The sequence below is a fragment of the Variovorax soli genome (assembly GCF_031454625.1).
In the GTDB taxonomy this organism is placed as follows: Bacteria; Pseudomonadota; Gammaproteobacteria; order Burkholderiales; family Burkholderiaceae_C; genus Variovorax; species Variovorax soli_A.
In genome coordinates, this window is record NZ_JAVDRF010000014.1 from 1 (window position 1) to 23,290 (window position 23,290).

Below are 23,290 nucleotides of genomic sequence, written 5' to 3' on the forward strand. Positions count from 1 at the left end.
CCGCCGGCAAGGCAGCGATCTTGTTCTTCACGGGGGACTCCCTTGTTTTTGGTGCCGCGGACTGTAGTCGCGCCGGCAGCAAAAACAAACTCGTTTTTTGTCGCGCAAATCTTGCGAGTGCCTCCGTGACCATGATCCCGTGCAGGCGCCGCATGCGATCGAACGCGAAGCGCTCTTCATCCCGCCGGCCCGGACCGACAGGCAACAAGTCCGCTTGCATCAAGGAAGCAGCGCGTACCGCCCAGTTCACGCGTGTCGACGCCGCCGCCCTTTGCGCGTATGCTACAAAAGTTCCTGCTTGTTGATCGCAAGACGCTCACCATCCCTTGTCGGCCCAGAAGAGCCGACGCGGCTGGAGCGATCCTTGCGCTGGGAGGGCGACTGCCGGTTCAACGCTCATCGATACATCCAAAACGGAGGTGGCATGGAGCTAAGGACGGAGCAACTGGCTGAGGGCATCGAGAAGATCAGCCTGATCGGGCGCCTGGACAGCGCCGGCACCCAAGAGATCGACATGCGCTTCTCCGCGCTCGTCGCGACCCGCAAACTTTTCGCCGTCGTCGACATGTCCGAGGTGTCGTTCCTGGCATCCATCGGCATCCGCACGCTGATCACCAACGCGAGAGCCCAGAAGCAGCGCGGCGGCGAAATGGCCTTGGCGAGCCCCCAGCCGCTGGTGGAGGACGTGCTCAAGGTGGCGGGCATCGACACGATCATCCCGCTGTACCCCGACGTCGATACCGCCTTCAGCGCGCTGAAGGCGGGAGCGGAGTGAGGCCCGGATGTCCTCCAGCGACAGGGAGCGGCAGGCCTCCCTGATCGTCGGCTCCGAGTTGCGCGAGCTTTCGCGCGTGAGCGCGTGGGTGCGCGACTGGGCGCAGCGCCAAAGCCTTCCCACCCGGGTCGCGCAGCACCTCGATCTTTGCTCGACCGAGGCGGTGACCAACATCATGACCCATGGCAGCGGCGATGCGGCGACGCACGGCAGCATCTTCCTGCGCCTGGGCTGGCAAGGCGAGGACGTGGCGCTGGAAGTCGAGGACGAGGGATGTCCCTTCGACCCGTTGCAGACGCCGGGGCCGGTGCCTGCGGGCAGCCTCCAGGAGGCGCACGTCGGCGGCTGGGGCATTCCCATCGTTCGCCGCTTCTCCGACGGCATGCAATACCGCCGCGAAGACGGCCGCAATTGCCTGACCCTTCTTTTCCGGCCGACGGTGCCGCCCTGAACGAACGAGCCGCCCGACGCCAGCCTTCCCGCGGGCGCCGTCCCCACGGCGCCACCTTTCACAAGCATCACTACGAGGAAATCACGCCATGGGAACTGCAGCCAAAACCCTCCCCACCATCGACACCCAGAGCGCATTGGCCGCGCAGGCGGCCCTTGCGGCCCAGCCCAACGGCGCCAATGGCCCCAGCGAGGCCTCGGGGGTCGACAAGATGCGCGAGTTGCTGTTCGGCAACCAGATGCAGGACTACGACAAGCGCTTCTCCGTGCTCGAGGATCGTTTCCAGCAAAGATTGCGCGACCAGGAGTCGGAGTCCTCCCGCAGCCTGACCAGCCTCGAAGCGACCATCAAGAAACAGCTCGAGTCGGTCGCCGGCCAATTCCGCGAGGAGAAGGACCTGCGCAGCGACGCCGACAAGGAGCTGGAGCGAAACCTGCGTGAGCAGACCCAGACGCTGGAAAAGCGTCTCGCCCAGGTCTCCGACCAGCTCGCGCGCCAGGGCCGCGAATTCACCGACAGCCTGGGCCATGAGATCCAGGGCCTGCGCGACGAGATGCGCCGGCGCCAGGACGACACCCGCGCCACCATCGAGCGGATGTTCGCCGAGCTCAGCAACGTGAAGACCGATCGCAACCTGCTCGCGGGACTGTTCGTCGAGATCGCCAAATGCCTGAACCAGGACATGTCGCCCAAGGGCGGCGGCAACGGCGAGCGGGCTTGATCGCCGCGGGGCCGCGGCCGCACGCCGGGACGGGGGACGCGCCGTGACAGCGCGCCTGCCGCTGGCCGCGACGAGCGGGACCGGCGGTGCCGACGAAGAAAACCCAAGCCGCCGGCTCGCCGGCCTGCTTCTGGAACTGGCCCGCTGCGTCAACCCCGACGTGGTCGTGCCGCTGCCGCAGCCGCCGCGCCCCGAGGCCGATCGCCGGCTCGAGGCGCTGCGTGATGTGCTGCTCGAACGAGAGCAGGTGGCGCTGGCGCGGCTGCAGCGCAAGTTCGACGATCCGCGCGAGTTCGCCGATGCGGTAGGCGCGGTGTTGCCGGCCGCGTTCGAGCTGGCGGCGCAGGACGAGCGGCTCGGCCAGGTGATCGCCCCCACGGTCGAAAAGGCCACCCAGGCATCGATCCGGAAGAACCCGGACACCATGGTCGACATCCTGTATCCCGTCATGGGCCCGGCCATCCGCAAGGCCATCGCCGAGACCCTGGAAGGCAAGCTGCAGTCGCTGAATCAGGCGCTCAAGCACAGCCTGTCATGGCGCGGCCTCAAGTGGCGCCTGGAGGCCTGGCGCAGCGGCAGCCCCTTCGCCGAGGTGGTGCTGCGGCACACCGCCGTGTTCCGTGTCGAGCACCTGTTCCTCGTGCATCGAAAGACCGGCCTGCTGCTGGCGCACGAGGCCGCGGACGACGCGACCTCGCGCGACCCGCAGCTGGTGTCGGCCATGCTCTCCGCGATCCAGGATTTCGTGCGCGATTCCTTCGACGAATCCGCCGAGGGCGGCGCCAAGGGCCGCAGCATCGACAGCCTGCGGCTGGGCGATCTGCTGCTGTGGTGCGAGGAAGGTCCCTCGGCCTTTCTCGCGGCGGTGATCCATGGCAACCCGCCCCCGGCGCTGCGTGTGGCGCTCGGGGAGACGCTGGGCGCCATCCATGAGGACTGGCGCACGGCGCTCGATGAATTCCAAGGCGACACCGCGCCCTTCGAAGAGACCGCCCAGCAGCGGCTGCGGCCCACGCTGTGGTCCCAGGCGGCCGAGTCGAAGAGAAGGCTGTCGCCCCTGCTCTGGGCCGTTCCCCTGGTCCTGCTGCTGCTGCTCGCCGGATGGATCGCGCAGCGGCTCATCGAGGGTCAGCGTGTCGACGACTACGTGGAGGCGCTGCGCGAGCAGCCCGGCATCGTCGTGATGGGCGCCGACCGCCACGACGGCAAGTGGTGGGTGTCCGGCCTGCGCGACCCGCTGGCAGCGCAGCCGGAGACCCTGCTCGACCCGGCGAAGCTCGACCCGGCGCGCATCGTCGGCCGCTGGGAACCCTACCAGGCGCTGCATCCGGCCATCGTGCTGAAGCGCCTGCAAGCGACATTGAATCCACCGCCGACTGTCCGCCTCTCGGAGGATGCGAACGGCATCCGCGCCGACGGCAGCGCCCCGCAGCATTGGGTGGACAAGGCGCGCGCCTTCGCGAACAGCCTGCCCGCCGGCGCGCCGCGGGTGGATCTCAGCGCCCTGAAGGACGTGCAGGACCCGGATTACATCCGCCTGCGCGACGCCCTCCAGGCCCACGTCATCCCGTTCGAGAACAACGCGCCGCGGCCGACCGCCGAGCAAGGCCTCGAGCTCGACACCGTTGCCGAGGAACTGCGCGAGCTGGTGCGGGTGGCCCGCGGCCTGGGCTTTTCGGTGCGCGTCACGATCGTCGGCCATGCCGATGCCACCGGCAAGGACACGGCCAACCTCGCCCTCAGCCTGGGGCGCGCCGAGGTCGTGCGCTCCATGCTGCGGGCACGCGGTATCGACCCGGCCCTGCTCTCCGTACGTGGCGCCGGCCCGCTGGAGCCGCTGCGACCCGGCGCCAGCGAGGAAGAGCTGTCGATGAACCGGCGCGTGTCCTTCGTCGTCGGCACCAGCGATTAGGAAACCCTGCATGCTGCAAAAGAAGATCTGTCTGCTCGGCGCCTTCGGGGTCGGAAAGACCAGCCTGGTGCGCCGGTTCGTCGACACCATCTTCTCGGATGCCTACCTCACCACCGTCGGCGTCAAGATCGACAAGAAGGTACTGACCGTCGGCACCGAGCAGCAGGCGCTGATCCTCTGGGACATTGCCGGCGAGGACGAAATGTCGGCCGTCCGGCTGAGCTACCTGCGCGGTGCGGCCGGCTACTTGCTGGTGGTGGACGGCACGCGCCCCGAAACCCTGGAAACCGCGGCGTCGATCCAGACCCGGGTCGTCGCGCAAGCCGGCCGCGTTCCCTTCCTGGCCCTGCTCAACAAGGCGGACCTCCAGGAGGAGTGGGCCCTTCCGCCGCAGCGGCTGGAGGCACTGGAGGCAGGTGGATGGCTTTTCCGCCGCACCAGTGCCAAGACCGGCGAGGGCGTCGAGGCGAGCTTCCAGGACCTGGCGGCGCTTCTCGCGCGGTAGCCATGCTGGACCTGCCGGCGCAGATTTCCGACTCGCTCATGCTGCTGGTCCACGGCCAGCGCGTGCTCGCGCACCTGGCCGTCGACGACGCACAGACGCTGGTGCATGCCGGCGGCGATCTGGCGCACTACGGCCTGGACGGCATCCGGCCCGGCGACGCCGCGAGCGACCAGATCTCCTTCCTCGAGGGCCTGTTGCCGCTGCCGGAGAGTCCCTTTCTTCTACGCTCCATGGAGATGCCCAGCGGGCGGGTGGCGGACGTCCATTTCTTCGCCGATGGCGGCACCGTCTGGATCGTCCTGCTCGATGTGACGGCGGAGCACGACGAAGCGCAGCGGGTGCAGCAGAAGGCCTACGACATGACCCTGCTCAGCCAGCGCGAGGCCCGGCTGATCGAGCAGCTCGAGGCGGCCAACCAGGAACTGAGGCGCGCCCACAGCGAGCTCGCCGCATCGCGCGAAGCGCTGCAGCGTACCCACGACCGGCTGCAGCACGAACTGCGGGACGCCGAGCGCTACGTTCGCAGCATCCTGCCGGCCCCGCTGTCCGAACCCCTCGTGGTCGACTGGCGCTTCGTGCCCTCGACCGAGCTGGGCGGCGATTCCTTCGGCTACCACTGGGTGGACGACGAGCACTTCGCGCTCTACCTGATCGATGTCTGCGGCCACGGCGTGGGCGCCGCCCTGCTCTCCGTTGCCGTCGCCGACACTTTGCGTTCCGAGGCCCTGCCGCGGACCGACTTCCGCCGCCCCGCCGACGTGCTCGCCGCGCTCAACCAGGCCTACCAGATGGAGCGCCACGGCGAGCTGTTCTGCACCGTCTGGTACGGGGTCTATCACCGCGCCACGGGCGGGCTGCGCTATGCCTCGGCCGGCCATCCGCCGGCCATGCTGGTGAGCGGCGCGCCCGAAGCCGCGGGTGAATGCCGTGCCTTGAAGGCCAGCGGCCCCAGCATCGGCATCTCGCCGGCCGCCCGCTATGCCGAAGAGCACTGCAGCTTGCAATCGCCCGCCCGGCTGTTCGTGTTCAGCGACGGGACCTACGAGATCACCCGGCCGGACGGCTCCATGCTGGCGTTCTCCGACCTCGCCGAAGCGCTCGCGCGGCCTGTGCGCCACGGAGAGTCCGAACTCGACCGGCTGCTGGACTTCGCGCGGGAGATGCACGGGGCCGGGCCGCTCGAGGACGACTTCACGATCATCGAGATGGTGCTGTGAGCGCGGGCACTGTCTTGGGCGCCCTGGCCCCCGAGCTTCGCAGCGGGAGCTAGCTACTCACCCGCCCCAGCTGCAGCTCCCGCAGCCGCTTCACATCCCGCACCGGCGGCGATCCGAAGAAGCGGCTGTACTCGCGGTTGAACTGCGACTGGCTTTCATAGCCCACGCGATGCCCCGCCGTGGCGGCGTCCACGTGCTCGCTGATCATGATGCGCCGCGCCTCCTGGAGGCGCAGCTGCTTCTGGAACTGCAGCGGACTCATCGCGGTGACCGCCTTGAAGTGGTGGTGCAGCGAGGACACGCTCATGTGGACCTCTTCCGCCAGCGCTTCGACACGCAGCGGCTCCTGGAAGCGCCGCGCGAGCACGCTGATGGCCTGGGTGATGCGCTGGCTTTGGCTGTCCACCATGGCCATCTGGGCCAGGCGCCAGCCCTCGGGCGACTTCAGCAGGCGGTAGAGGATCTCGCGGACGATCAGCGGCGCCAGCGCGGGCACGTCCTCTGGCGAAGCCAGCAGCTTCACGAGGCGCAGCACCGGGTCCAGCACGGCCGTGGAGAGCTCGCCCGTGTAGATCCCGCGCGGCGAAGCCCGCGCAGGCCCGGCCTCGGCGTAGCTGAACTCCAGCGCCGCCGCGGCAATGTCCTTGACGTCGAAGCTCAGCTTGAGGCCGAGGTAGGGCGCCTCGGGCGAGGCGTCGATCACCTGGCCCGACACGGGCAAGTTCTGCGCGACCACCAGGTACTGGCCGCTGTCGTAGATGTAGACCTCGTCGGCCAGCAGCACCCGCTTGCTGCCCTGCGCGAGCACGCAGAAGGCCGGATCGTGGATCGCATGCACGGGATGCTGGGGCGCATGGGCGACCCGCGCGAGCGACAGGCGCGGGACGGCCGTGGGATGGATGCCGTCGGCCCCGCCGGTGAGCCGGTCGATCAGGGCGGCGAGCTCGGCTCGCAAGACGGTGACCTGCACTTGCTCCGATGAGCGGTCGTCCTGCGGGGCTTTCTGGAGGGATGTCAGCATGCGCCGAAGCTTAAGCAGCTTGGCGCCGCTTGTCTCGTCCCCGGCTCCCCGGTTGCAGGATCGTGCAAACATGCGCAAGGATCGCGCAAGGTGCCCCTTCCATCGCTCGACCCCAAGCGCCGGCGGGCACGGCGCAGCGACGACAATGCCGGAACCCGGCCGAAGCTTCCGCTCGCCCACAGGCCTGCTTCGCTGCTGCATCCGCATGAACATTCCGACATCCATCGCGAGGCGCCTGCGCACAGCCGCTTGGCATGCTTCGACATGAAGGCGCTCGACACCCTGCGGATCTTCGTGATCACGCTTCGCAAAGGCAGCCTCTCGGCGGCGGCGCGCAGCCTGAGCCTGTCCCCCGCCACCATCTCGCGCCGCATCAGCGCGCTGGAGGAGGAACTGGGGGCGCAGCTGGTGGACCGCACCAGCCGCAAGCTGAAGGCCACCGAGGCCGGGCGGGCCTTCCTGGAGCGCGCCGAGGTGGTGCTGGAGGCGATGGCCGAGGCGGAGGAAGCCGCGCGCAACTCCAAGCTGCGGCCCGAAGGGCGGCTGCGCATCCATTCGCGCACGCAGGTCGGCCTGCGCGTGATCGCGCCGCTGCTGCCGCGCTTCGCCGAGCAGTACCGCGACATCCAGGTGGAGATCGAGCTTTCCGAGCATCCGGTGAACCTGGTGGAGCAGGACTTCGACATCGACATCCGCACCGGCGAGTCCAACGATTCGAGCTTCGTGATCAAGCGGCTGCTCAGCAGCGACGAGGTGCTGGTGGCCAGCCCCGCCTTCGTCAAGGCGCACCCGCGCATCCGGCATCCGCGCGACCTGACGCAGGTGCGATGCCTCACCTACCGCCGCGAGCGGGAGACCACGACCTGGAAATACATTGACGAGCAGGGCGAGCCCCAGGAACTCGCGATTCAGGGCGTGCTGAGCTCGAACAACGGCGAGCTGCTGCGGCTGGCCGCGATCGGTGGCATGGGGATCGCACTGCTGTCCGAGCCCACCATCCGCAGCTGCATCGTGGACGGCTCGCTGGTGCGGCTCCTGCCCGAATACCGGTTCGCGGTGCGGGCCTTCTCCAACGGCATCTACGCGGTGTTCCGCCAGAGCCGCACGCTGCCGCTGAAGGTGCGCGCCTTCGTCGACTTCATCGCTGACGCGCTGCGGGAGAGCGGCGCGCGCTGAGGCCGTCCGCGACGCGTTGCCGCGCGCCTTGCAAAGCAGCTTTGCACGGGCCGCTGTCCGATCGCCGCCGCGCGCTCCTAGAGTCTGCGCATGAACGAACGAGCCGCTCCTCCCCCACCCCTGCAAGGCATCCGCGTCATCGAACTTGGCAACTACATCGCAGGGCCCGGCACCGCGATGACGCTCGGCGACCTCGGCGCCGAGGTGGTGAAGATCGAATCGATGGAAGGCGACATGGCGCGCCACACCGGCCACTTCGGCCACGCCATGCTGCGCGCCTACAACCGCAGCAAGAAGTCGATCGCGCTCGATCTGCGCCAGCCGCGCGGCAAGGAGATCGCGCGCCGCCTGATCGCGGGCGCCGACGTGCTGGTGCAGAACCTGCGGCCGGGCGCCGCCGAGGCGCTGGGCCTGGGCGCCGAGGCCTTGCGCGCGCAGCACCCCGGCCTGGTCCACGTGTCGATCGCCGGCTTCCCGGCCGAGGCGCCCTCCCGGGACCGGCCCGGCTACGACATCGCGGCGCAGGCGGAAAGCGGAATGATGTCGGTCACCGGCGAGCCCGGCGGGCTGCCGCAGAAGGTGGGCGCGACCATCATCGACGCCGCGACGGTGCAGGTGGGGGCCCAGGCCACCCTCGCGGCGCTGTTCCGGCGCGAGCGCACAGGCATCGGCGAGACCATCCGCGTCTCGCTGCTGGAGGTGGCGCTGAACCTGCAGTTGCCGAACTGGAGCGACTACATGGTGCGCGGCGTGGAGCCCAGCCGCAGCGGCGACGGCCAGCCGATGAACGCCCCCGCGGCGGACATCTTCCGCACTCGCGACGGCATGGTGGTGGTCTCGGCCTACGTGCAGTCGCACTGGGTGCGGCTGTGCGAGGCGATCGGCTCGCCGGCACTGGCGACGGACGCACGCTTCCTCACCAACGAGCTGCGCGTCGCCAACCGGCCCGCCATGAAGGAGGCGGTGAGCGCGCGGCTGTCGCAGTGCAGTACGCAGGCGTGCGTGGAACTGCTCACGCGCAACAGCATCGTGGTCGGCGTGGTGCGCAGCTACAGCGAGGCCCTGGCAGGCGAGGACTTCCGTTCGAGCCGCATGGTGATCGACGTGGCGCCGAACGGCGAGCGGCCCGGCTACCCCAGCTTCGGCCTGCCCTACGAGCTGGCCGACACGCCGCGCCGGCCGACCCAGGCTGCGCCGGCGCACGGCGCGCACACCGAGGAGGTGCTGCGCGAGGCGGGGTTCGGGCCGGAGGAAATCGCGGCGCTGAAGGCCGAGGGGGTCGTCAGGGCCGCGCCTGTCGACCCATCCGCGCGGCCAGGGTGAAGCGGGCGCGCCCGGCCCGCGTGCACGGCATACAAAGCTGCTTTTCATTCCTTGCACGTCGGCGTGGCCGGTCCCGTCCTAGACTGGCCCAGCGCGCCGGCTCGGTCGGACATCGCCGCCACGGCGCAGGCCAGGGCCAGCATCCAGAGGCCCTGTGAGCGTCAATCAGGAGACAAAAGTGAGCTTCAGCAAATTCATTTCCGGCGTGCTGTTCGGGCTGGTCGCGGCGCTGGGGCCGGCCCAGGCGCAGCAGCCCATCCGCATCGTCGTTCCCTTCGCCGCGGGCGGCGGCACCGACCAGTACGTGCGCCTCCTGGCGGCCGAGCTCGGCAAGCGGGGGACGCAGGTCATCGTCGACAACAAGCCCGGCGCGAGCGGCATCGTCGCCGCGGACTACGTGGCCCGGTCCCGCCCGGACGGGAACACGGTGCTCGTGTCGTCGCTGGGCACGCTCGCCAACAACACCATCCTGTTCGACAAGCTGCCCTACGATCCCAAGAAGGACTTCGCGCCGGTCTCGCAGATCGCCTACCAGCCCGCGATCGTCGTCGGTCGGGTCGACCTGCCCTACAAGAACATCCGCGAGATGGTCGCGTATGCCAAGGCCCATCCCGGCAAGATCAACCGGGGTTCGCCCGGCGCGGCCATCCTGACCAACCTGGCGCCCCTGAGCTTCGAGAAGAGCAACGGCTTCAGCACCACGCACATCCCTTTCAACGGCGATGCGCCCGCGATCCAGGCGCTGCTGAGCGGGGAGATCGACATCCACGGCACCTCCATCACCGGCTCGCTGCCCTTTGTCCGCAGCGGCAAGCTCCGGGTCCTGGGGGTGATGGACAGCAAGAGGATGCCGCAGGTGCCGGACGCACCGACCTTCAAGGAACAGGGCTACGACCTCGAGGCACTCCTGTGGTATTCGCTCTCGGTGCCCTCCGGCACGCCCAAGGAGGCGATCGAACGGCTGAACCGCGCCGTCAACCAGGTGATCGCCGATCCGGACTTCGTCGAGCGCGCACGGGCCGTCGGCATGGAGCCGCGTGGCGGCACGCCGGAGGAACTGGCGGCCTTCGTCAACACCGAGTTCAATCGCTGGGTGCCGATGCTGCAGAGCCTGAACCTGCCGAAGCAGACGCACTGAGGAAGGCGGCGATGCGCGCCGCGCGCGCCAACGGGCAGGGCCGACGCTTGTCCTTGAAAACGGCTTCAGTGGTGCGCATGCGCAGGTGCGGGTAGTCTCGCGCCATCCAAATTGCGTTGGAGGCGACCGACATGTACATGGAACAAGGCGGCGAAGGGCCGGACCTGCTGCTCATGCTGCATGGGTTGGGCGCGACCGGGGCGGTGTGGTCGCCCCTGTGCGCCGGGGCGGGCCGTCGATGGGCCGGCCGCTGGGTCGTCCTGGACCTGCCCGGCCACGGCCGGTCCGAAAGCCAGGACGCCTACGCCATCGGCCAGACGGCCGCGACGGTCGCACGCGCCGTCCTGCCGCATGTCGATCCGACGGGCCGGCTGGTGGTGCTGGGGCACTCGCTGGGCGGCGTGATCGGGCTCGCATTGGGGACGGGCTGGTTCGGCGTCATCCCGCACCAGGTCTTCGGTGCCGGCATCAAGGTCGCGTGGAGCGACGATGAACTGCGCCGCATGGACGCCCTGGCCGCCCAGCCCGCCAGGCGCTTCTCCACCGAGCAGGACGCGTGGGAGCGGTACCTGAAGGTCTCCGGCCTCGCCGGGATCGCCGGCGCGGCGGCACCTGTGGCCGCGCGAGGCATCCGGCGCAGCGATGACGGCTGGTGTCTCGCCATGGATCCTCGAGCCCATGGGGTCGGCAAGCCGCCGATGTCCGAGCTGATGGCACTGGCCCGTTGCCCGGTCCATCTGGGGCGCGGCCGCGACGACGCCCTGGTGACGACGGAGCAGCTTCGCGCACTCGATCCCGATGCCTCGGAGCTGGGGGCGCATGGCCACAACGTGATGGTCGAAGCGCCCGAGCGGGTCTGGGACTGGGTCGCCTCCTTCACATGAGGCCGGTGCGGCTGGCGAGTCCGCGGCCGGCATCTTCGCCACCCGATTTGCGCGCCAGGCACCTGTAGGTGAACGCTGGCAGATCCAAGGGGAAGCCCCTTGCATGGCGATGAGGGACGGCGCTACCGATGACCCCGGGGTGAGGGTTCAGCCTTTGCAGACCCTCAACCCTTCAACAGGAGACATCATGGACGAGCGCAATGTGCCCACGGGCAATGACAAGGATTCGCACCCCGTCGCCACGGGCGCCGGTGCCGTCATCGGCGGCGCGGCGGGCGGCGTGGCCGGCGGAGCGGCAGCGGGTGCGGCGGTGGGTGGCGTGACCGGCCCGGTCGGTGCAGCGATCGGCGCCGCCGCTGGTGCGGTGGTCGGCGCCCTGGCCGGAAAGGGCATTGCAAATGCCGTCGACCCCGCCGCCGAAGATGCGTACTGGCGCGACAACTACACGAGCCGTCCCTACGTGGCAGGCGGCTCTTATGACGACTACGGTCCGGCTTACATGTACGGCGTGGATGCGTACACGCGCTACCCGAACCGTCCGTTCGACGAGGTGGAACCCGACCTGAGCAACCGCTGGGCCAGCGCTCGAGGTCGCTCCTCCCTCGAATGGAGCCAGGCCAAGCATGCCAGTCGAGACGCATGGCAACGGGTGAGCGACACCGTGGAGCGTGCGATACCGGGGGACTCGGACCGGGACGGTCGATGAGCAGACCCGCGAGGCGCTTGCGGTGACGACCGCGAGCGCCTTGTCCGGTTCCCGGCCACCGACACGAATCCGCGGACAGGAGCCCGACGTGGCAGCGACAGCGCAATCCGACAGCCTCACTCCGCCACCGCGGGACGATGCGGATGGGCCGTCCACGATGGGCGTGGTCATCGATCGCAACATCGCCGCGCTCATCAAGCACAGACAGGACATGCGTGCCGTCACCGGCGTGCAGGACCGGGTCGCCGACGCGATCACAGGCTTCGCGGGCAGCATGAACTTCGTGTACCTGCATCTGGTCCTCTACGGCGGCTGGATCGTCGTGAACCTGGGCTGGATCGGCTTCATTCCAAAATTCGATCCGACCTTCGTGATCCTGGCGATGGTGGCCTCGGTCGAGGCCATCTTCATTTCCACCTTCGTGATGATCAGTCAGAACAGGATGGTCAAGGTGGCAGACGAGCGCGCCGATCTGGATCTGCAGATCAGCCTGCTGGCCGAGCACGAGATCACCCGCGTGGTGACCCTGGTCACGGAAATCGCAAGGCGCATGGACGTGCCCGAGGCGCACGACCCCGAGCTCGAGGAACTGTCCAAGGACATTGCGCCGGAGCGCGTGCTCGACCGCATTCAGGACACCGAGCGCAAGATGGAACAGGCCAGCGGGTGAGCGCGGTCCGCCCGGAGGGCTGCGCGGCCGCCACCCCATGGATGCCGTGCATCAAGGCGCCGATGCGAAGCCGATGACGACACCTTCGTACGGCGCGAGGAGCAGCGGTGCATTCTCCACGGACCCGGCGCGCGTGGGATGCGTCGATGCCAGCACGATCGATCCGGCCGGCAGCAGTGTGGGCTCCCATGCGGCCTCGCCCGCGCCGAAGTTCAACAGCACCACCACCCGCTGCGCCTCGAACCGGCGTGCGTACGCCAGCACGTCGCCCTCGCATTCGAGCGCCTCGTAGTCGCCCCGGTTCAGCGCCGGCTGCGCGCGGCGCAGCGCGATCAGCTGCCGGTAGAGCGTCAGCATCGATGCGGGGTCGCGCGCCTGCGCTTCGACGTTGCGCTCGGACCAGTCGTCCGCCAGCCGCAGCCACGGCGTGCCGGTCGTGAAGCCGGCCTGCGGCGCGTCGCTCCACTGCATCGGCGTGCGCTGCGGATCGCGGCCCAGGCCCCTGCCCGGCACGCGCTTCTCGAAGGGATCCTGGACTTCCTCTGGCGTGATGGCGACGTCGGTCATGCCGATCTCGTCGCCGTAGTAGAGCGTGGGCGTGCCGCGCAAGGTGAGCAGCAACATGGCCGCCAGCCGCGCCAGCTGCGGGCCGACGCGGCTCGCGATGCGGGGCTTGTCGTGGTTGCCCAGGACCCAGTTCGGCGCGGCACCCGCGGGCAAGGCGGCTTCGTAGTCGCGCACCAGGCGGTCGATGCTGCGCGCCTGCCACTGCGCCGCGATCAGTTGAAAGTTGAAGGGCAGCTGCACGCCTTCGAGCACGCCTGCGTCGTTGCGCCCGTAATAGGCGACCAGGCGCGAGAGCGGCAGGTAGAGCTCGCCGATCAGAACGCGCGAGGACGCCGCATCGCTGAAGGCGTCGACCACGCGCCGCATCTCGGCCACGACCTGCGGCATCTCGGGCCGGTCGGTGCTGTAGAGCGGCAGCCAGCGGTGCGCCGGGTCCTGGCCAGCGACGAAGGCCGGGTTGGGCGGGTTGTCGCGGAACTGCGCGTCCTTGATGAGGTCGGAGAGCACGTCGACGCGAAAGCCGTCCACGCCGCGCCGCAGCCAGAAGCGCAGCACCTCATGCATCGCGGCGCGCACCTCGGGGTTGCGCCAGTTGAGGTCGGGCTGCTCCTTCAGGAAGGAATGGCAGTAGTACTGTCCGGTTGCAGGATCGAGCGTCCAGGCCGGGCCGCCGAAGTTGCTGAGCCAGTTGTTGGGCGGACCGCCGTCGGGTGCCGGGTCGCGCCACAGGTACCAGTCGCGCCGCGGATTGCCGCGCGCGCTGCGGCTCTGCATGAACCAGGGATGCCGGTCAGAGGTGTGGTTGGGCACGAAGTCCAGGACCAGCTTGAGTCCGCGCGCATGCGCCTCGCTGACCAGGGTATCGAAACCCGCCAGCGTGCCGAAGCACGGATCGATGTCGCAATAGTCGGAAATGTCGTACCCGAAATCGGCCATCGGCGACGGATAGATCGGCGAGATCCAGACGGCGTCGACGCCGAGCGCGACCAGATGGTCGAGCCGCGCACGGATGCCGTCCAGGTCGCCGATGCCGTCGCCGTTGCTGTCCTGAAAAGACCTTGGGTAGATCTGATAGAAGATTCCGTGCCGCCACCAGTCGTCTGCTGACATCCGCATCCTTTCAGTTTTCGCCGACGCCGTGCTGCTCGGCGATGCCAGGGTTTCAACACAGCTCGATGGTCTGGCGCAGCAACCCTGTCGGGTCGGCGCTCGCCCCGACGAGGATCTCGACCTCGCCAGCCTCGAACAAGGGCTGCAGGTCCGGCCCGAGGTAGCGCAACTCGGCCGCCGGCAGCGCCAGCGTCACCGAGCCCGCTTGGCCGGGCTTCAATCGCAGCTTCGCGTAGCCCTTGAGCTCCAGCAGCGGCCGCGTGACGCGGCCCAGCTTGCCGCGAACGAACAGGAAGACGGTCTCTTCGGCCTCGCGCGTGCCGGCATTGCGCAGGCTGACGCCGATCTTCAGCGTGTCCTGCTCGCGCACGCGCCGAGGTTCGACCCGAAGCTCGTCGTACGAAAACCGGCCGTAGGTCAGGCCGTGGCCGAAGGCGAACAGCGGCGTGTTGTCGACGTCCTGGTACTTGCTCGTGAAGTAGTCGGCGGGATTCATCGGCCGGCCGGTGGGTCGCTGGCCGAACCAGATCGGCACCTGGCCGATGGCGCGCGGCCAGCTCATCGGCGTGCGCCCGCTGGGCGACACGCGGCCGGTGACGACGTCGGCAATCCCGTGGCCGGCCTCCACCCCGAGGAACCATGCAGCGAGCAAGGCATCGGCGTGCTCGGACAGCCAGGGCACGACGAGCGGGCGGCCCGAAAACAGGATCGCGACGACGGGGATGCCGAGCGCGCGTGCGCGGGCGGTGACAGCCTCGGCCAGCGCCTGCTGCCGTCCGGGAAGTGCGGGCGTGGCGCGGCTCGCCGCCTCGCCGCTCATCGTCGCGCGCTCGCCCAGGCACAGCAGGACGGCGTCGGCGCCCTCGCACAGCGCGACGGCCGCTTCGATGCCGCTGTCGTCGCCGCCCTCGATGGCGACGCCGGGCGCATGGCGCAGGTCGGTGTGCGGCAGCGCGGCGCGCAGGCCGGCGAGCACGCTGACCGCCGGCTCGTGTTCGCCGGCGCCCCACCACGGGCCTTTCATCTCGGTGCTCGCGTCCGCGAGCGGGCCGATGACGCACAGCGCCTTGGCCGCCGCAGGCAAGGGCAGCGCGTCGCGCTCGTTCTTCAGCAGGACGATGGCCTTGCCGGCCACCTCGCGCGCCAGCGCGCGCCGCTCGGCGACCGCTGCCGGGCGCTCCGGGGTCGCACCGCGGCGGTAGGGGTCGTCGAACAGGCCGAGCTGCTCCTTGAGCCGCAGCACGCGGCGCACGCACGCATCGATGTCTTCGATCGTCACCCGGCCACGCTCGAGCGCGATCGGCAGACCCTTGCGATACGCGTCCGCCATCATGTCGATGTCGACGCCAGCCTTCAGCGCCAGCGCCGCGGCATCGGCCAGGTCCGCGGCGACCCCGTGCTTGATCAACTCCGCGATCGCGTTGTAATCGCTCACGATGACGCCGTCGAAGCCCATCTCGCCGCGCAGCCAGTCGCGCAGCAAGGGGATGTGGGCCGTCATCGGCTCGCCGTTGAGGTCGGTGAAGGCCGGCATCAGCGTTGCGACCCCGGCGCGGACCGCGGCTGCGAAGCCGGGCAGGTAGACCTCGCGCAAGGTGCGCTCGGAGATGTCCACGGCGGCGTACTCCCGGCCCGCGGTGACGGCGCCGTAGGCGACGAAATGCTTCGCGCAGGCGGCCAATGCTTCGGCCGACGACAGATCGCTCCCCTGGAACCCACGCACCTTCGCCTGCGCGATGCGCGCGTTGAGCCACGCGTCTTCGCCCGGGCCCTCCGCCGTGCGGCCCCAGCGGGGATCGCGCGATACGTCGAGCATCGGCGCGAAGGTCATCGCCAGGCCGTCGGCCGCGCCTTCGCGCGCGGCCTCGCGCGCCGTGCGCTCCCACAGGCTTTCGTCGAACAGGCCCGCCTCCGCGAGCGGGATCGGAAAGAGCGTGCGATGGCCGTGGATGATGTCCAGGCCGATCAGCAGCGGAATGCCGAGCCGGGACTTCTCGATGGCCAGCCGCTGCACCTCGTGCGTGGGCCCGGCGCCGACCATGTTCAGCAGATTGCCCACGGTGCCGTCGATGATCGACTGCGTGGAGTCGCCCGCCAGCACCGGCCCGGTGACCGTGTAGCCGGAGGCAACCATCGTCAGCTGGCCCAGCTTTTCGGACAGCGTCATCCGGGCCATGAGGGTGTCGATACGACTCATCGAAGACTCCAAAGCGGAACCCAAGGGGGCTCAATAATGGCATGCTGCGGGGGACGATCGGCCGCGTGGCGCCGGCGACTCGATGAAACCAAACGTGACACACCCGTCGACGAGAGGAGCTGTTCGTGTTGAAGGATGACAGGAACCCGAGGGCACTGGCGGCCCTGCCCGATGACGCATTGATCGAGGCCGTGCAACGCCAGACCTTCCGCTATTTCTGGGACGGTGCGGACGCGGCCAGCGGCCTGGCGCTCGACCGCCGCACGCTCGTGGGCCCCACGCGCGAAGACAAGGCCGATGACAAGGTCGCGATCGGCGGCACGGGCTTCGGCATCATGGCCCTGATCGTCGCGGTCGAGCGCGGCTGGGTCACGCGCGACGAAGCCCTGGCTCGCCTGGGGCGCATGCGCGATGCCCTGTTGCGCGCCACGCGCTACCACGGCGCCTTCCCGCACTTCCTGGACGGCGCGAGCGGCGCGACGATCCCCATGAGCCCCAAGGACGACGCGGCCGATCTGGTCGAGACCGCCTACCTCATCATGGGCCTGCTGTGCGCGCGCCAGTACTTCAGCGAGGACACGCCCGACGCGCGCCGCCTGCGCGGCGACATCGACACGCTGTGGCACGAGGTCGAATGGGACTGGTTCACTCAGGGTGGCCGGGACGTGCTGTACTGGCACTGGAGCCCGAACCACGGCTGGGCGATGAACCATGAAGTGCGCGGCTGGAACGAGTGCCTCATCACCTATGTGCTGGCCGCGGCCGCGCCGCGCCACGCGGTCGATCCGCGGGTCTACCACCGCGGCTTCGCGGTCGGCCCCGACTTCGCCAATGGGCGCTCGTACCACGGCATCGAGCTGCCGCTCGGCCCGCCGTTCGGCGGACCGCTGTTCTTCGCGCACTACACGTTCTGCGGCCTCGATCCGCGCGGCCTGAAGGATCGCTATGCCGACTACTGGGATCTCAATTGCCGCCACGTGCAGATCAACCGCGCGCACTGCATCGCCAACCCCCAAGGCCATCCGGGCTACGGCGAATCGTGCTGGGGCCTGACCGCCAGCGACGACCCCGACGGCTACCTCGCGCATGCGCCCGACATCGACAACGGCACCATCTCGCCGACGGCCGCGCTTGCCAGCCTGCCGTATGCACCCGCCGAGGTCATGCAGGTGGCGCGGCATTTCCTCGCCGCGCATGGCGCGCGCGTGTGGCGGGACTACGGCTTCGTCGATGCGTTCTGCGAACGGCGCGGCTGGTTCGCCGACACCTTTCTCGCCATCGACCAGGGCCCGATCGTCGTGATGATGGAGAACCATCGGACGGGCCTCCTGTGGAAGCTGTTCATGAGCGTGCCCGAAGTGCAGGCCGGGCTGCGCCGCCTCGATTTCAGCAGCCCGCATCTCGCACCGTCCACGCATGACCTCTAGCGCGGGGAACGTGCAAGACCCGGCGTTCGAGTCCTGGCTCGAAAGACAGCTGCGCCATTCGGCGAGCGAGATGGTGCGCAGCATTTCGCCGGTGTCGATCGTCAAGCACCGGCCGGGCTTCGGTCAGACCGTGCGGCCGATCCCCGGCGCCATCGTCGCCTCGCCCGTGCTCGCGGGCTACGACCCGGACCCGGACTACTTCTTCCATTGGTTCCGCGATTCCGCCGTCATCGTCGATGCGCTGCGCCTGCTCTACGTCGACGGGCGCGTCGGCGACGAAGCCTTGCAGCATGTGCGCGATTTCACCCGCTTCAGCCTGGCCTTGAACCGGCTCGACGGGCGCGCGGCTGCCGCGGTGCAGGGCCGCAGCGCGTGCGTGGTCCCCGAGTTCCTCCAGTACCTGCGCGAGGATGACGACCTTGCGAGCGCCTACGGCGATGCAGTGGTCGCCGAGACGCGGGTGAACCCCGACGGCACGCTCGACATCTGCCGCTGGACGCGCCCCCAGCACGACGGGGCGCCGCTGCGCGCACTGGCGCTGCTGCGCTGGGTGGCGGGCGGGCACCTCGACGCCGGGCTGCTGGCAGAAGTCTCCGACCTGATCCGCTTCGACCTCGGCTTCACGCTGCGTCACTGGCGTGAGCCGTCGTACGACATCTGGGAGGAGGAAAGCGGCCATCACTACTACACCCTGCGCGTCTCCGCGGCCGCGCTGGCCGAAGGCGCGGCATGGCTGCATGGCCTGGGCGAGACGGCGCAGGCGCAGCACTGCCGCGAGGAATCGCAGGCCGTGCTCGGCCTGCTCGACGGCTACTGGGTCCACGAAGGAATGGACGATCGCCATGCGACGCGCGGCTACTACCGTTCACGCGTGCTGGCGGACGGCGAGCCCGGCCCCAAGGCGCTGGACATCGCGGTGATCCTGTCGGCGATCCATAGCCTCGGCATCGAAACCCCGCAGCGCGCGGCCGATGCACGCAAGCCTGCCGCGCACGGCCCCGGCGACCCACGCATGCAGGCGACGCTGGCGCGGCTCGACGCGCTGTTCGATGCGGCCTATGCGATCAACCACGGCCGTGCCGCAGGCCATGGGACGGCGATGGGCCGGTACGCCGGCGACGTGTACTACTCGGGCGGCGCGTACTACTTCTCGACGCTCGGCGCCGCCGAACTGTGCTTCCACGCCGCCGCGCTGGGCGGCAGCGACGCACGCCATTGGTTCGAACGCGGCGAGGCCTACCTCGCCACCGTCCGCGCCTACACGCCGGCCAGCGGCGATCTGTCGGAGCAGTTCGATCAGCGCAGCGGCGCGCAGACCTCGGCGAAGCACCTGGCCTGGAGCTACGCCGCCTTTATTTCCTGTGTCTCGGCGCGCCGCATCGCGGCCGCATGCCAGGTGCCGCAGCCCCAATGACAGCGTCGTCGCCGAGCCACGCGGAGCCGGCGGTGAGGACCGGTGTCGTCCGCCAGGTCGGCGAGCTGCTCGGCGCCTTGCGCGTGTCCACGGTCAGGAGAACGCTGGCCGCGCTGGCGGCCGGGATCATCGTGATCGTCGCGTTGACGGCGTACGGGCAGATCGAGCTCAACAGCTGGAACAAGCCGTTCTACGACGCGATCTCGCGCCGCGACCTGCGCGACTTCATCATGCAGCTCGGCATCTTCGCGGTGATTGCAGGCGTGCTGCTGGTCTTGAACGTCGCGCAGCGGTGGCTGACCGAAACCTTGCAGCTGAAGCTGCGCGAGGCCCTGGTCGCCGACCTCGTGGGGCTGTGGCTGCAGCCGCGCCGGGCGTTCTGGCTCCAGGGCAGCGGCCCGATGGGCGCCCACCCGGACCAGCGCATGCACGACGACACGCTGAAGCTGTGCGATCTGTCGGTCATCCTCGGCGTGGGCCTGCTGCAGGCAGCGATGCTGTTCGGCAGCTTCGCGGGCGTGCTGTGGGTGCTCTCCAAGGACTTCAGCATCTTCTACGACGGTCAGGACCATGCCTTGCCGGGCTTCATGCTGTGGGCCGCGATCGTCTATGCGATCGCCGGCTCGCTGATGACCTACTGGGTCGGCAACGGGCTGATCTCGCGCAACGCGGAGCGCTATGCGCGCGAAGGCGAATTGCGCTTCTCGCTGACGCGCATCAACGAGCATCTCGACGGCATCTCGCTGGCCGGCGGCGAGGCCGACGAGAAGCGCCGCGTCGCCGTGCATCTCGGCGAGGTCTTGCACGCCACGTCGCGCGTAGTGCTCGGGCTGACCAACCTGACCTGGGTCACCGCGGGCTTCGGCTGGGTCACCGTCATCGCACCGATCCTGGTGGCCGCGCCGCTGTACTTCTCGGGGAAGGTTTCGTTCGGCGGCCTGATGATGGCGGCCGCCGCTTTCACGCAGGCGCAATCGTCGCTGCGCTGGTTCGTCGACAACTTCAGCAGTATTGCGGACTGGCGAGCCACGCTGCTGCGCGTCGCGGGCCTGCGCCAGGTGCTGGCGTCGGATCTGGAGGCACGACCGGGCGGCAGCCGCATCGCCTACGTGGAGAGCGAACCCGGAACCCTCGCGATCGAAGCGCTCGAGGTCCGCGCCTGGACCGGCCACGATCGGCTGGACACCGCGGATCTCGTCCTGCATGCCGGTCAGCGCCTGCTGATCCTCGGCGCGCCCGGCGCCGAGAAGACTTTGCTGTTCCGGGCGCTTGCAGGCCTCTGGCCCTGGGGTTCGGGCACCGTGCGGCGGCCCCGCGGCGAGACGATCCACTACATGCCGCGCGGCACGCCCTACCTTCCCCGCGGCACGCTGGCCGAAGCGCTGTCGTATGCGATGGAGCCGTCGGACTACCCGAAGGAGGCCATGGTGGCCGCGCTGGCGAGCGTGGGCCTCCAGCGGCTGGAGGCATTGCTGGACACGACGGGGCGCTGGGAGCACGAGCTCAGCATGGACGAGCAGCTGCGGCTGGGCTTCGCCCGCGTGGTGCTGCAGACGCCGTCGTGGCTGGTGATGGACGAAGCCTTCGGCGCGTTCGACGACGACACGCTCGAACTCATCATCGACGTGCTGAACGGCAAGCTCGCGCAGACGGGCATCATCCACATCGGCTCGGCCGGAGAGGCGCACGACCGGCTGTTCACGCAGGTGGTGCGTCTGGTCAAGGCGCCGGACGCCGCCTCGGAGGATTTGCCATGAGCGGCGCTTGCACCGCGGTGCGCAGCACGGAGGTGGACATGATCTTTCGTGTGCTTCGTGCACTCGTGCTGCTGGTGCTCGCGCTGCCGGCTTGGGCGCAGGATTTCGGCTTCCGGCCGCCGCGCGATCCCGACGATGCCGCAGCGGTGGAACTGATGCGAGACCTGGCGCAGCGCATCGTGCCGGTCTACAAGGAAGCCGACACGGATGTCTTCCTGGCCAACATGACCGCGCTGCAGATCGTCAGCGGCACCTACCGTGCGGCCTACGACAGCAGCAGGTCGCTGCGCGGCCGCCAGCAAGGCAAGCCGTTCGACGCCCTGGCGGAACGCGCGATCCTCGACAGCATCTATGCGCGTGCGCGCTTGATCGACGCGAACGAGCGAATCGGCTTTGCCAAGGCCTACGCGCGCTCGTTCCAGGAGCTGGTGGCGCCGCTCGACAATGCGCAAGCCGCGGCCCTGATGGCGCAGCTCGAAGGGCCGCTGGCGCAGTACAGGGAGCCGGTGCGGCAAGCCTTCGATCGCTGGCGCGCAAGGGGCAGCGTTCCGCAGGCCGACGCCGTGGCGCTCGTGCGCGCCTGGCTTGCGTACGAGTCCCGCCGCAGCGTCGCTGCGCTGGTGCCCGAGCTGATCGCGGCTGAAAACCGCAGCCGCTACCTGGCGGAGGCCGACGTCCGGATTCCGGTGCGTGGCGGTGTCGTCATTCACGCCAGCATCGTGCGGCCCGCCCGCGCGGGTGACGCCCTGCCGACGCTGCTGCGCTTCACGCTCGATCCCGCCGAGGACGACGCGCAGCGCAGCGCCGTCAAGGGCTACGTCGGCGTCACGGCGTACGTGCGCGGGCGCACGCCCGACGGCAAGGGCGCCGTGTGGCCGTTCGTGCGCGACGGCGAAGACGCCGCGGCGGTCATCGACTGGATCGCTCGGCAGCCGTGGAGCGACGGCCGGGTCGGCATGCTCGGCGACGGCTATTCCGGCTATGCCGCCTGGGCCGCGGCGCGCAGGAAACCGCCGGCACTCAAGGCCATTGCCACGATCGCGCCGATGGCGCCGGGCATCGACTTCCCGATGGCGGGGCAGATCTACCGCAATGCCATGGTCCGCTGGGCCCAGGAACACGCGATGGCCGCGCCGCCGCGCGCAGACGCCGCGGCCGACGCCGCCCGGGACGCGAGATGGCGGGCACTCGACGCACGCTGGTACCGAGGCCATCGCCCTTACTGGGACGTGGACCGCGTCTTGCTGGGCAAGCGCAACAAGTTGATCCGCACCTGGCTGACGCACCCCAGCCACGATCGCTACTGGCGCAAGTTCCTGCCCACCCCGCAGCAGTTTGCGCAGATCGACATCCCGGTGCTCGGCATCGCCGGCTACTACGGCGCCGAGGCCGGCGCGTTGTACTTCCACCGCGAGCATCGTCGCCATCGGCCGCAGGCCGACACGACACTGCTGCTCGGCCCGTACGACGCCGCATCGATCCGTCTCGGCACCGCGGGGCAGCTCCGCGGCTACGCGCTCGACCCGGTCGCGCGCGTCGATCTGCCCGAGTTGCGCTACCAATGGCTCGACCACGTCTTCAAGCGCGCGAAGAAGCCCGCGCTGCTGCAGGATCGTGTCAACTACGAGGTGATGGGCGCCGATGAGTGGCGCCATGTGCCGACGCTGGACGCGCCGGATCGCGCCCCGCTGCGCCTGTACCTCGACACCCGTGAGCGCGATGGCTTGCATCGTCTTGCGCCGTCGCCGTCGCCATCGGAAAGCGGTGGCAGCACGCGGCTCTCGGTCGATCTCGCCGATCGCAGCGATGTCCACCTCCCCGGGCCCGACGCACTGCGCCTGAAGCAACTGCCGATGCGCGACAGCATCGCCTTCGTCAGCGATCCATTGCCGAAGGACACCGAGATCGACGGCAGCTTGCGCGGGGAGTTCGACATCACGCCGTCGCGGCAGGACATGGACTTCAACGTCTCGCTGTACGAGCAGACGGCGAGCGGCGAATACCAGCTGCTGTTCGAGCCCTACGACTTCCGCGCCAGCTACGCCGGCCATCGCGTGTATCGGCGGCTCCTCCGAGCCGGCGAGCGCCAGCTGCTGGCGTTCACCGCGGAGCGCGTGACCGCGCGCAAGCTTGCGGCGGGCAGCCGCATCGTGCTGCTGATCAGCCTCAACAAGCGCCCCGACCGGCAGATCAACTATGGCAGCGGCAAGGACGTGAACTCGGAGACCATCGCCGACGCGAAGCGCCCGGTGCGCGTGCGCTGGCATGAGCGCAGCCATGTCGAGATCCAGACCGGCAGGCCCTGAGCGCGACTCCGTG

At 69.4% G+C, this 23,290-nt stretch carries 20 protein-coding genes; 16 read left to right on the forward strand and 4 right to left on the reverse strand.

The window, feature by feature from the left end; genetic code table 11:
- Positions 1–223, reverse strand: a 223-nt coding sequence (locus J2739_RS24260) for a hypothetical protein (RefSeq protein WP_309906485.1), incomplete at its 3' end; no start/stop codon positions are given.
- 141 nt (positions 224–364) lie between these two features.
- Here J2739_RS24260 and J2739_RS24265 point away from each other — a divergent pair.
- From J2739_RS24265 to J2739_RS24290, 6 genes are all read left to right on the forward strand, one after another.
- Positions 365–775, forward strand: a complete 411-nt coding sequence (locus tag J2739_RS24265; protein ID WP_309906487.1) for an STAS domain-containing protein — start codon at positions 365–367, stop codon at positions 773–775.
- Between the two features lie 7 nt (positions 776–782).
- Complete coding sequence (locus tag J2739_RS24270) at positions 783–1,226, forward strand: ATP-binding protein (protein ID WP_309906488.1); 444 nt, start codon at positions 783–785, stop codon at positions 1,224–1,226.
- Positions 1,227–1,314: 88 nt separating this feature from the next.
- Positions 1,315–1,947: a hypothetical protein gene (locus J2739_RS24275; RefSeq protein WP_309906490.1), complete on the forward strand. Its 633-nt coding sequence runs from the start codon at positions 1,315–1,317 to the stop codon at positions 1,945–1,947.
- 43 nt (positions 1,948–1,990) lie between these two features.
- Positions 1,991–3,859 (forward strand): OmpA family protein, encoded by a 1,869-nt coding sequence (locus J2739_RS24280; protein WP_309906492.1) that lies wholly within the window; start codon positions 1,991–1,993, stop codon positions 3,857–3,859.
- 10 nt (positions 3,860–3,869) lie between these two features.
- Positions 3,870–4,364 carry a Rab family GTPase gene (locus J2739_RS24285; protein WP_309906494.1) on the forward strand — a complete coding sequence of 165 codons (495 nt, stop codon included), beginning with the start codon at positions 3,870–3,872 and terminating at the stop codon, positions 4,362–4,364.
- 2 nt (positions 4,365–4,366) lie between these two features.
- On the forward strand, positions 4,367–5,581 hold the full coding sequence (locus J2739_RS24290) for a PP2C family protein-serine/threonine phosphatase (RefSeq protein WP_309906497.1): 1,215 nt from the start codon (positions 4,367–4,369) through the stop codon (positions 5,579–5,581).
- 49 nt (positions 5,582–5,630) lie between these two features.
- Here the strand turns inward: J2739_RS24290 and J2739_RS24295 are convergent, their stop codons facing one another.
- On the reverse strand, positions 5,631–6,602 hold the full coding sequence (locus J2739_RS24295) for an AraC family transcriptional regulator (RefSeq protein WP_309906499.1): 972 nt from the start codon (positions 6,600–6,602) through the stop codon (positions 5,631–5,633).
- A gap of 90 nt (positions 6,603–6,692) precedes the next feature.
- On the opposite strand from J2739_RS24295, the gene J2739_RS24300 reads away from it, so the two are divergent.
- The 6 genes from J2739_RS24300 to J2739_RS24325 all read left to right on the forward strand — a co-directional run bounded on the left by J2739_RS24300 (position 6,693) and on the right by J2739_RS24325 (position 12,499).
- On the forward strand, positions 6,693–7,778 hold the full coding sequence (locus J2739_RS24300; RefSeq protein ID WP_309906501.1) for a LysR family transcriptional regulator: 1,086 nt from the start codon (positions 6,693–6,695) through the stop codon (positions 7,776–7,778).
- A gap of 90 nt (positions 7,779–7,868) precedes the next feature.
- The gene (locus tag J2739_RS24305) at positions 7,869–9,101 is read left to right on the forward strand and encodes a CaiB/BaiF CoA transferase family protein (RefSeq protein WP_309906503.1); all 1,233 of its coding nucleotides are present in this window, start codon (positions 7,869–7,871) and stop codon (positions 9,099–9,101) included.
- A 178-nt stretch (positions 9,102–9,279) separates the two neighbouring features.
- Entirely contained in the window at positions 9,280–10,239 is a 960-nt protein-coding gene (locus J2739_RS24310; RefSeq protein ID WP_309906505.1) for a Bug family tripartite tricarboxylate transporter substrate binding protein, read from the forward strand.
- Between the two features lie 131 nt (positions 10,240–10,370).
- Positions 10,371–11,123 carry an alpha/beta fold hydrolase gene (locus tag J2739_RS24315; RefSeq protein WP_309906507.1) on the forward strand — a complete coding sequence of 251 codons (753 nt, stop codon included), beginning with the start codon at positions 10,371–10,373 and terminating at the stop codon, positions 11,121–11,123.
- 187 nt (positions 11,124–11,310) lie between these two features.
- The gene (locus tag J2739_RS24320) at positions 11,311–11,829 is read left to right on the forward strand and encodes a hypothetical protein (RefSeq protein WP_309906509.1); all 519 of its coding nucleotides are present in this window, start codon (positions 11,311–11,313) and stop codon (positions 11,827–11,829) included.
- 88 nt (positions 11,830–11,917) lie between these two features.
- Entirely contained in the window at positions 11,918–12,499 is a 582-nt protein-coding gene (locus J2739_RS24325; protein WP_309906511.1) for a DUF1003 domain-containing protein, read from the forward strand.
- Between the two features lie 51 nt (positions 12,500–12,550).
- Here the strand turns inward: J2739_RS24325 and J2739_RS24330 are convergent, their stop codons facing one another.
- Both J2739_RS24330 and J2739_RS24335 read right to left on the reverse strand, forming a co-directional pair.
- Positions 12,551–14,176: an alpha-amylase family glycosyl hydrolase gene (locus J2739_RS24330; RefSeq protein ID WP_309906513.1), complete on the reverse strand. Its 1,626-nt coding sequence runs from the start codon at positions 14,174–14,176 to the stop codon at positions 12,551–12,553.
- A gap of 52 nt (positions 14,177–14,228) precedes the next feature.
- Positions 14,229–16,373, reverse strand: a complete 2,145-nt coding sequence (locus tag J2739_RS24335) for a glycoside hydrolase family 3 N-terminal domain-containing protein (protein WP_309906515.1) — start codon at positions 16,371–16,373, stop codon at positions 14,229–14,231.
- A 125-nt stretch (positions 16,374–16,498) separates the two neighbouring features.
- Here J2739_RS24335 and J2739_RS24340 point away from each other — a divergent pair, with 125 nt between their 5' ends.
- Genes J2739_RS24340 through J2739_RS24355 form a run of 4 tightly spaced genes read left to right on the forward strand, consistent with a single transcriptional unit; the run spans position 16,499 to position 23,277 of the window.
- On the forward strand, positions 16,499–17,800 hold the full coding sequence (locus J2739_RS24340) for a glucoamylase family protein (protein WP_309906517.1): 1,302 nt from the start codon (positions 16,499–16,501) through the stop codon (positions 17,798–17,800).
- Positions 17,790–19,214, forward strand: coding sequence for a glycoside hydrolase family 15 protein (locus tag J2739_RS24345; RefSeq protein ID WP_309906519.1), 1,425 nt, complete (start codon positions 17,790–17,792; stop codon positions 19,212–19,214). Before J2739_RS24340 ends, J2739_RS24345 begins: the two co-directional genes overlap by 11 nt.
- A gap of 32 nt (positions 19,215–19,246) precedes the next feature.
- Complete coding sequence (locus tag J2739_RS24350; RefSeq protein ID WP_309906521.1) at positions 19,247–20,971, forward strand: ABC transporter ATP-binding protein/permease; 1,725 nt, start codon at positions 19,247–19,249, stop codon at positions 20,969–20,971.
- Positions 20,968–23,277 (forward strand): CocE/NonD family hydrolase, encoded by a 2,310-nt coding sequence (locus J2739_RS24355; protein WP_309906523.1) that lies wholly within the window; start codon positions 20,968–20,970, stop codon positions 23,275–23,277. The genes J2739_RS24350 and J2739_RS24355 overlap by 4 nt, the downstream gene beginning before the upstream one ends.
- Positions 23,278–23,290 lie beyond the last annotated feature (13 nt).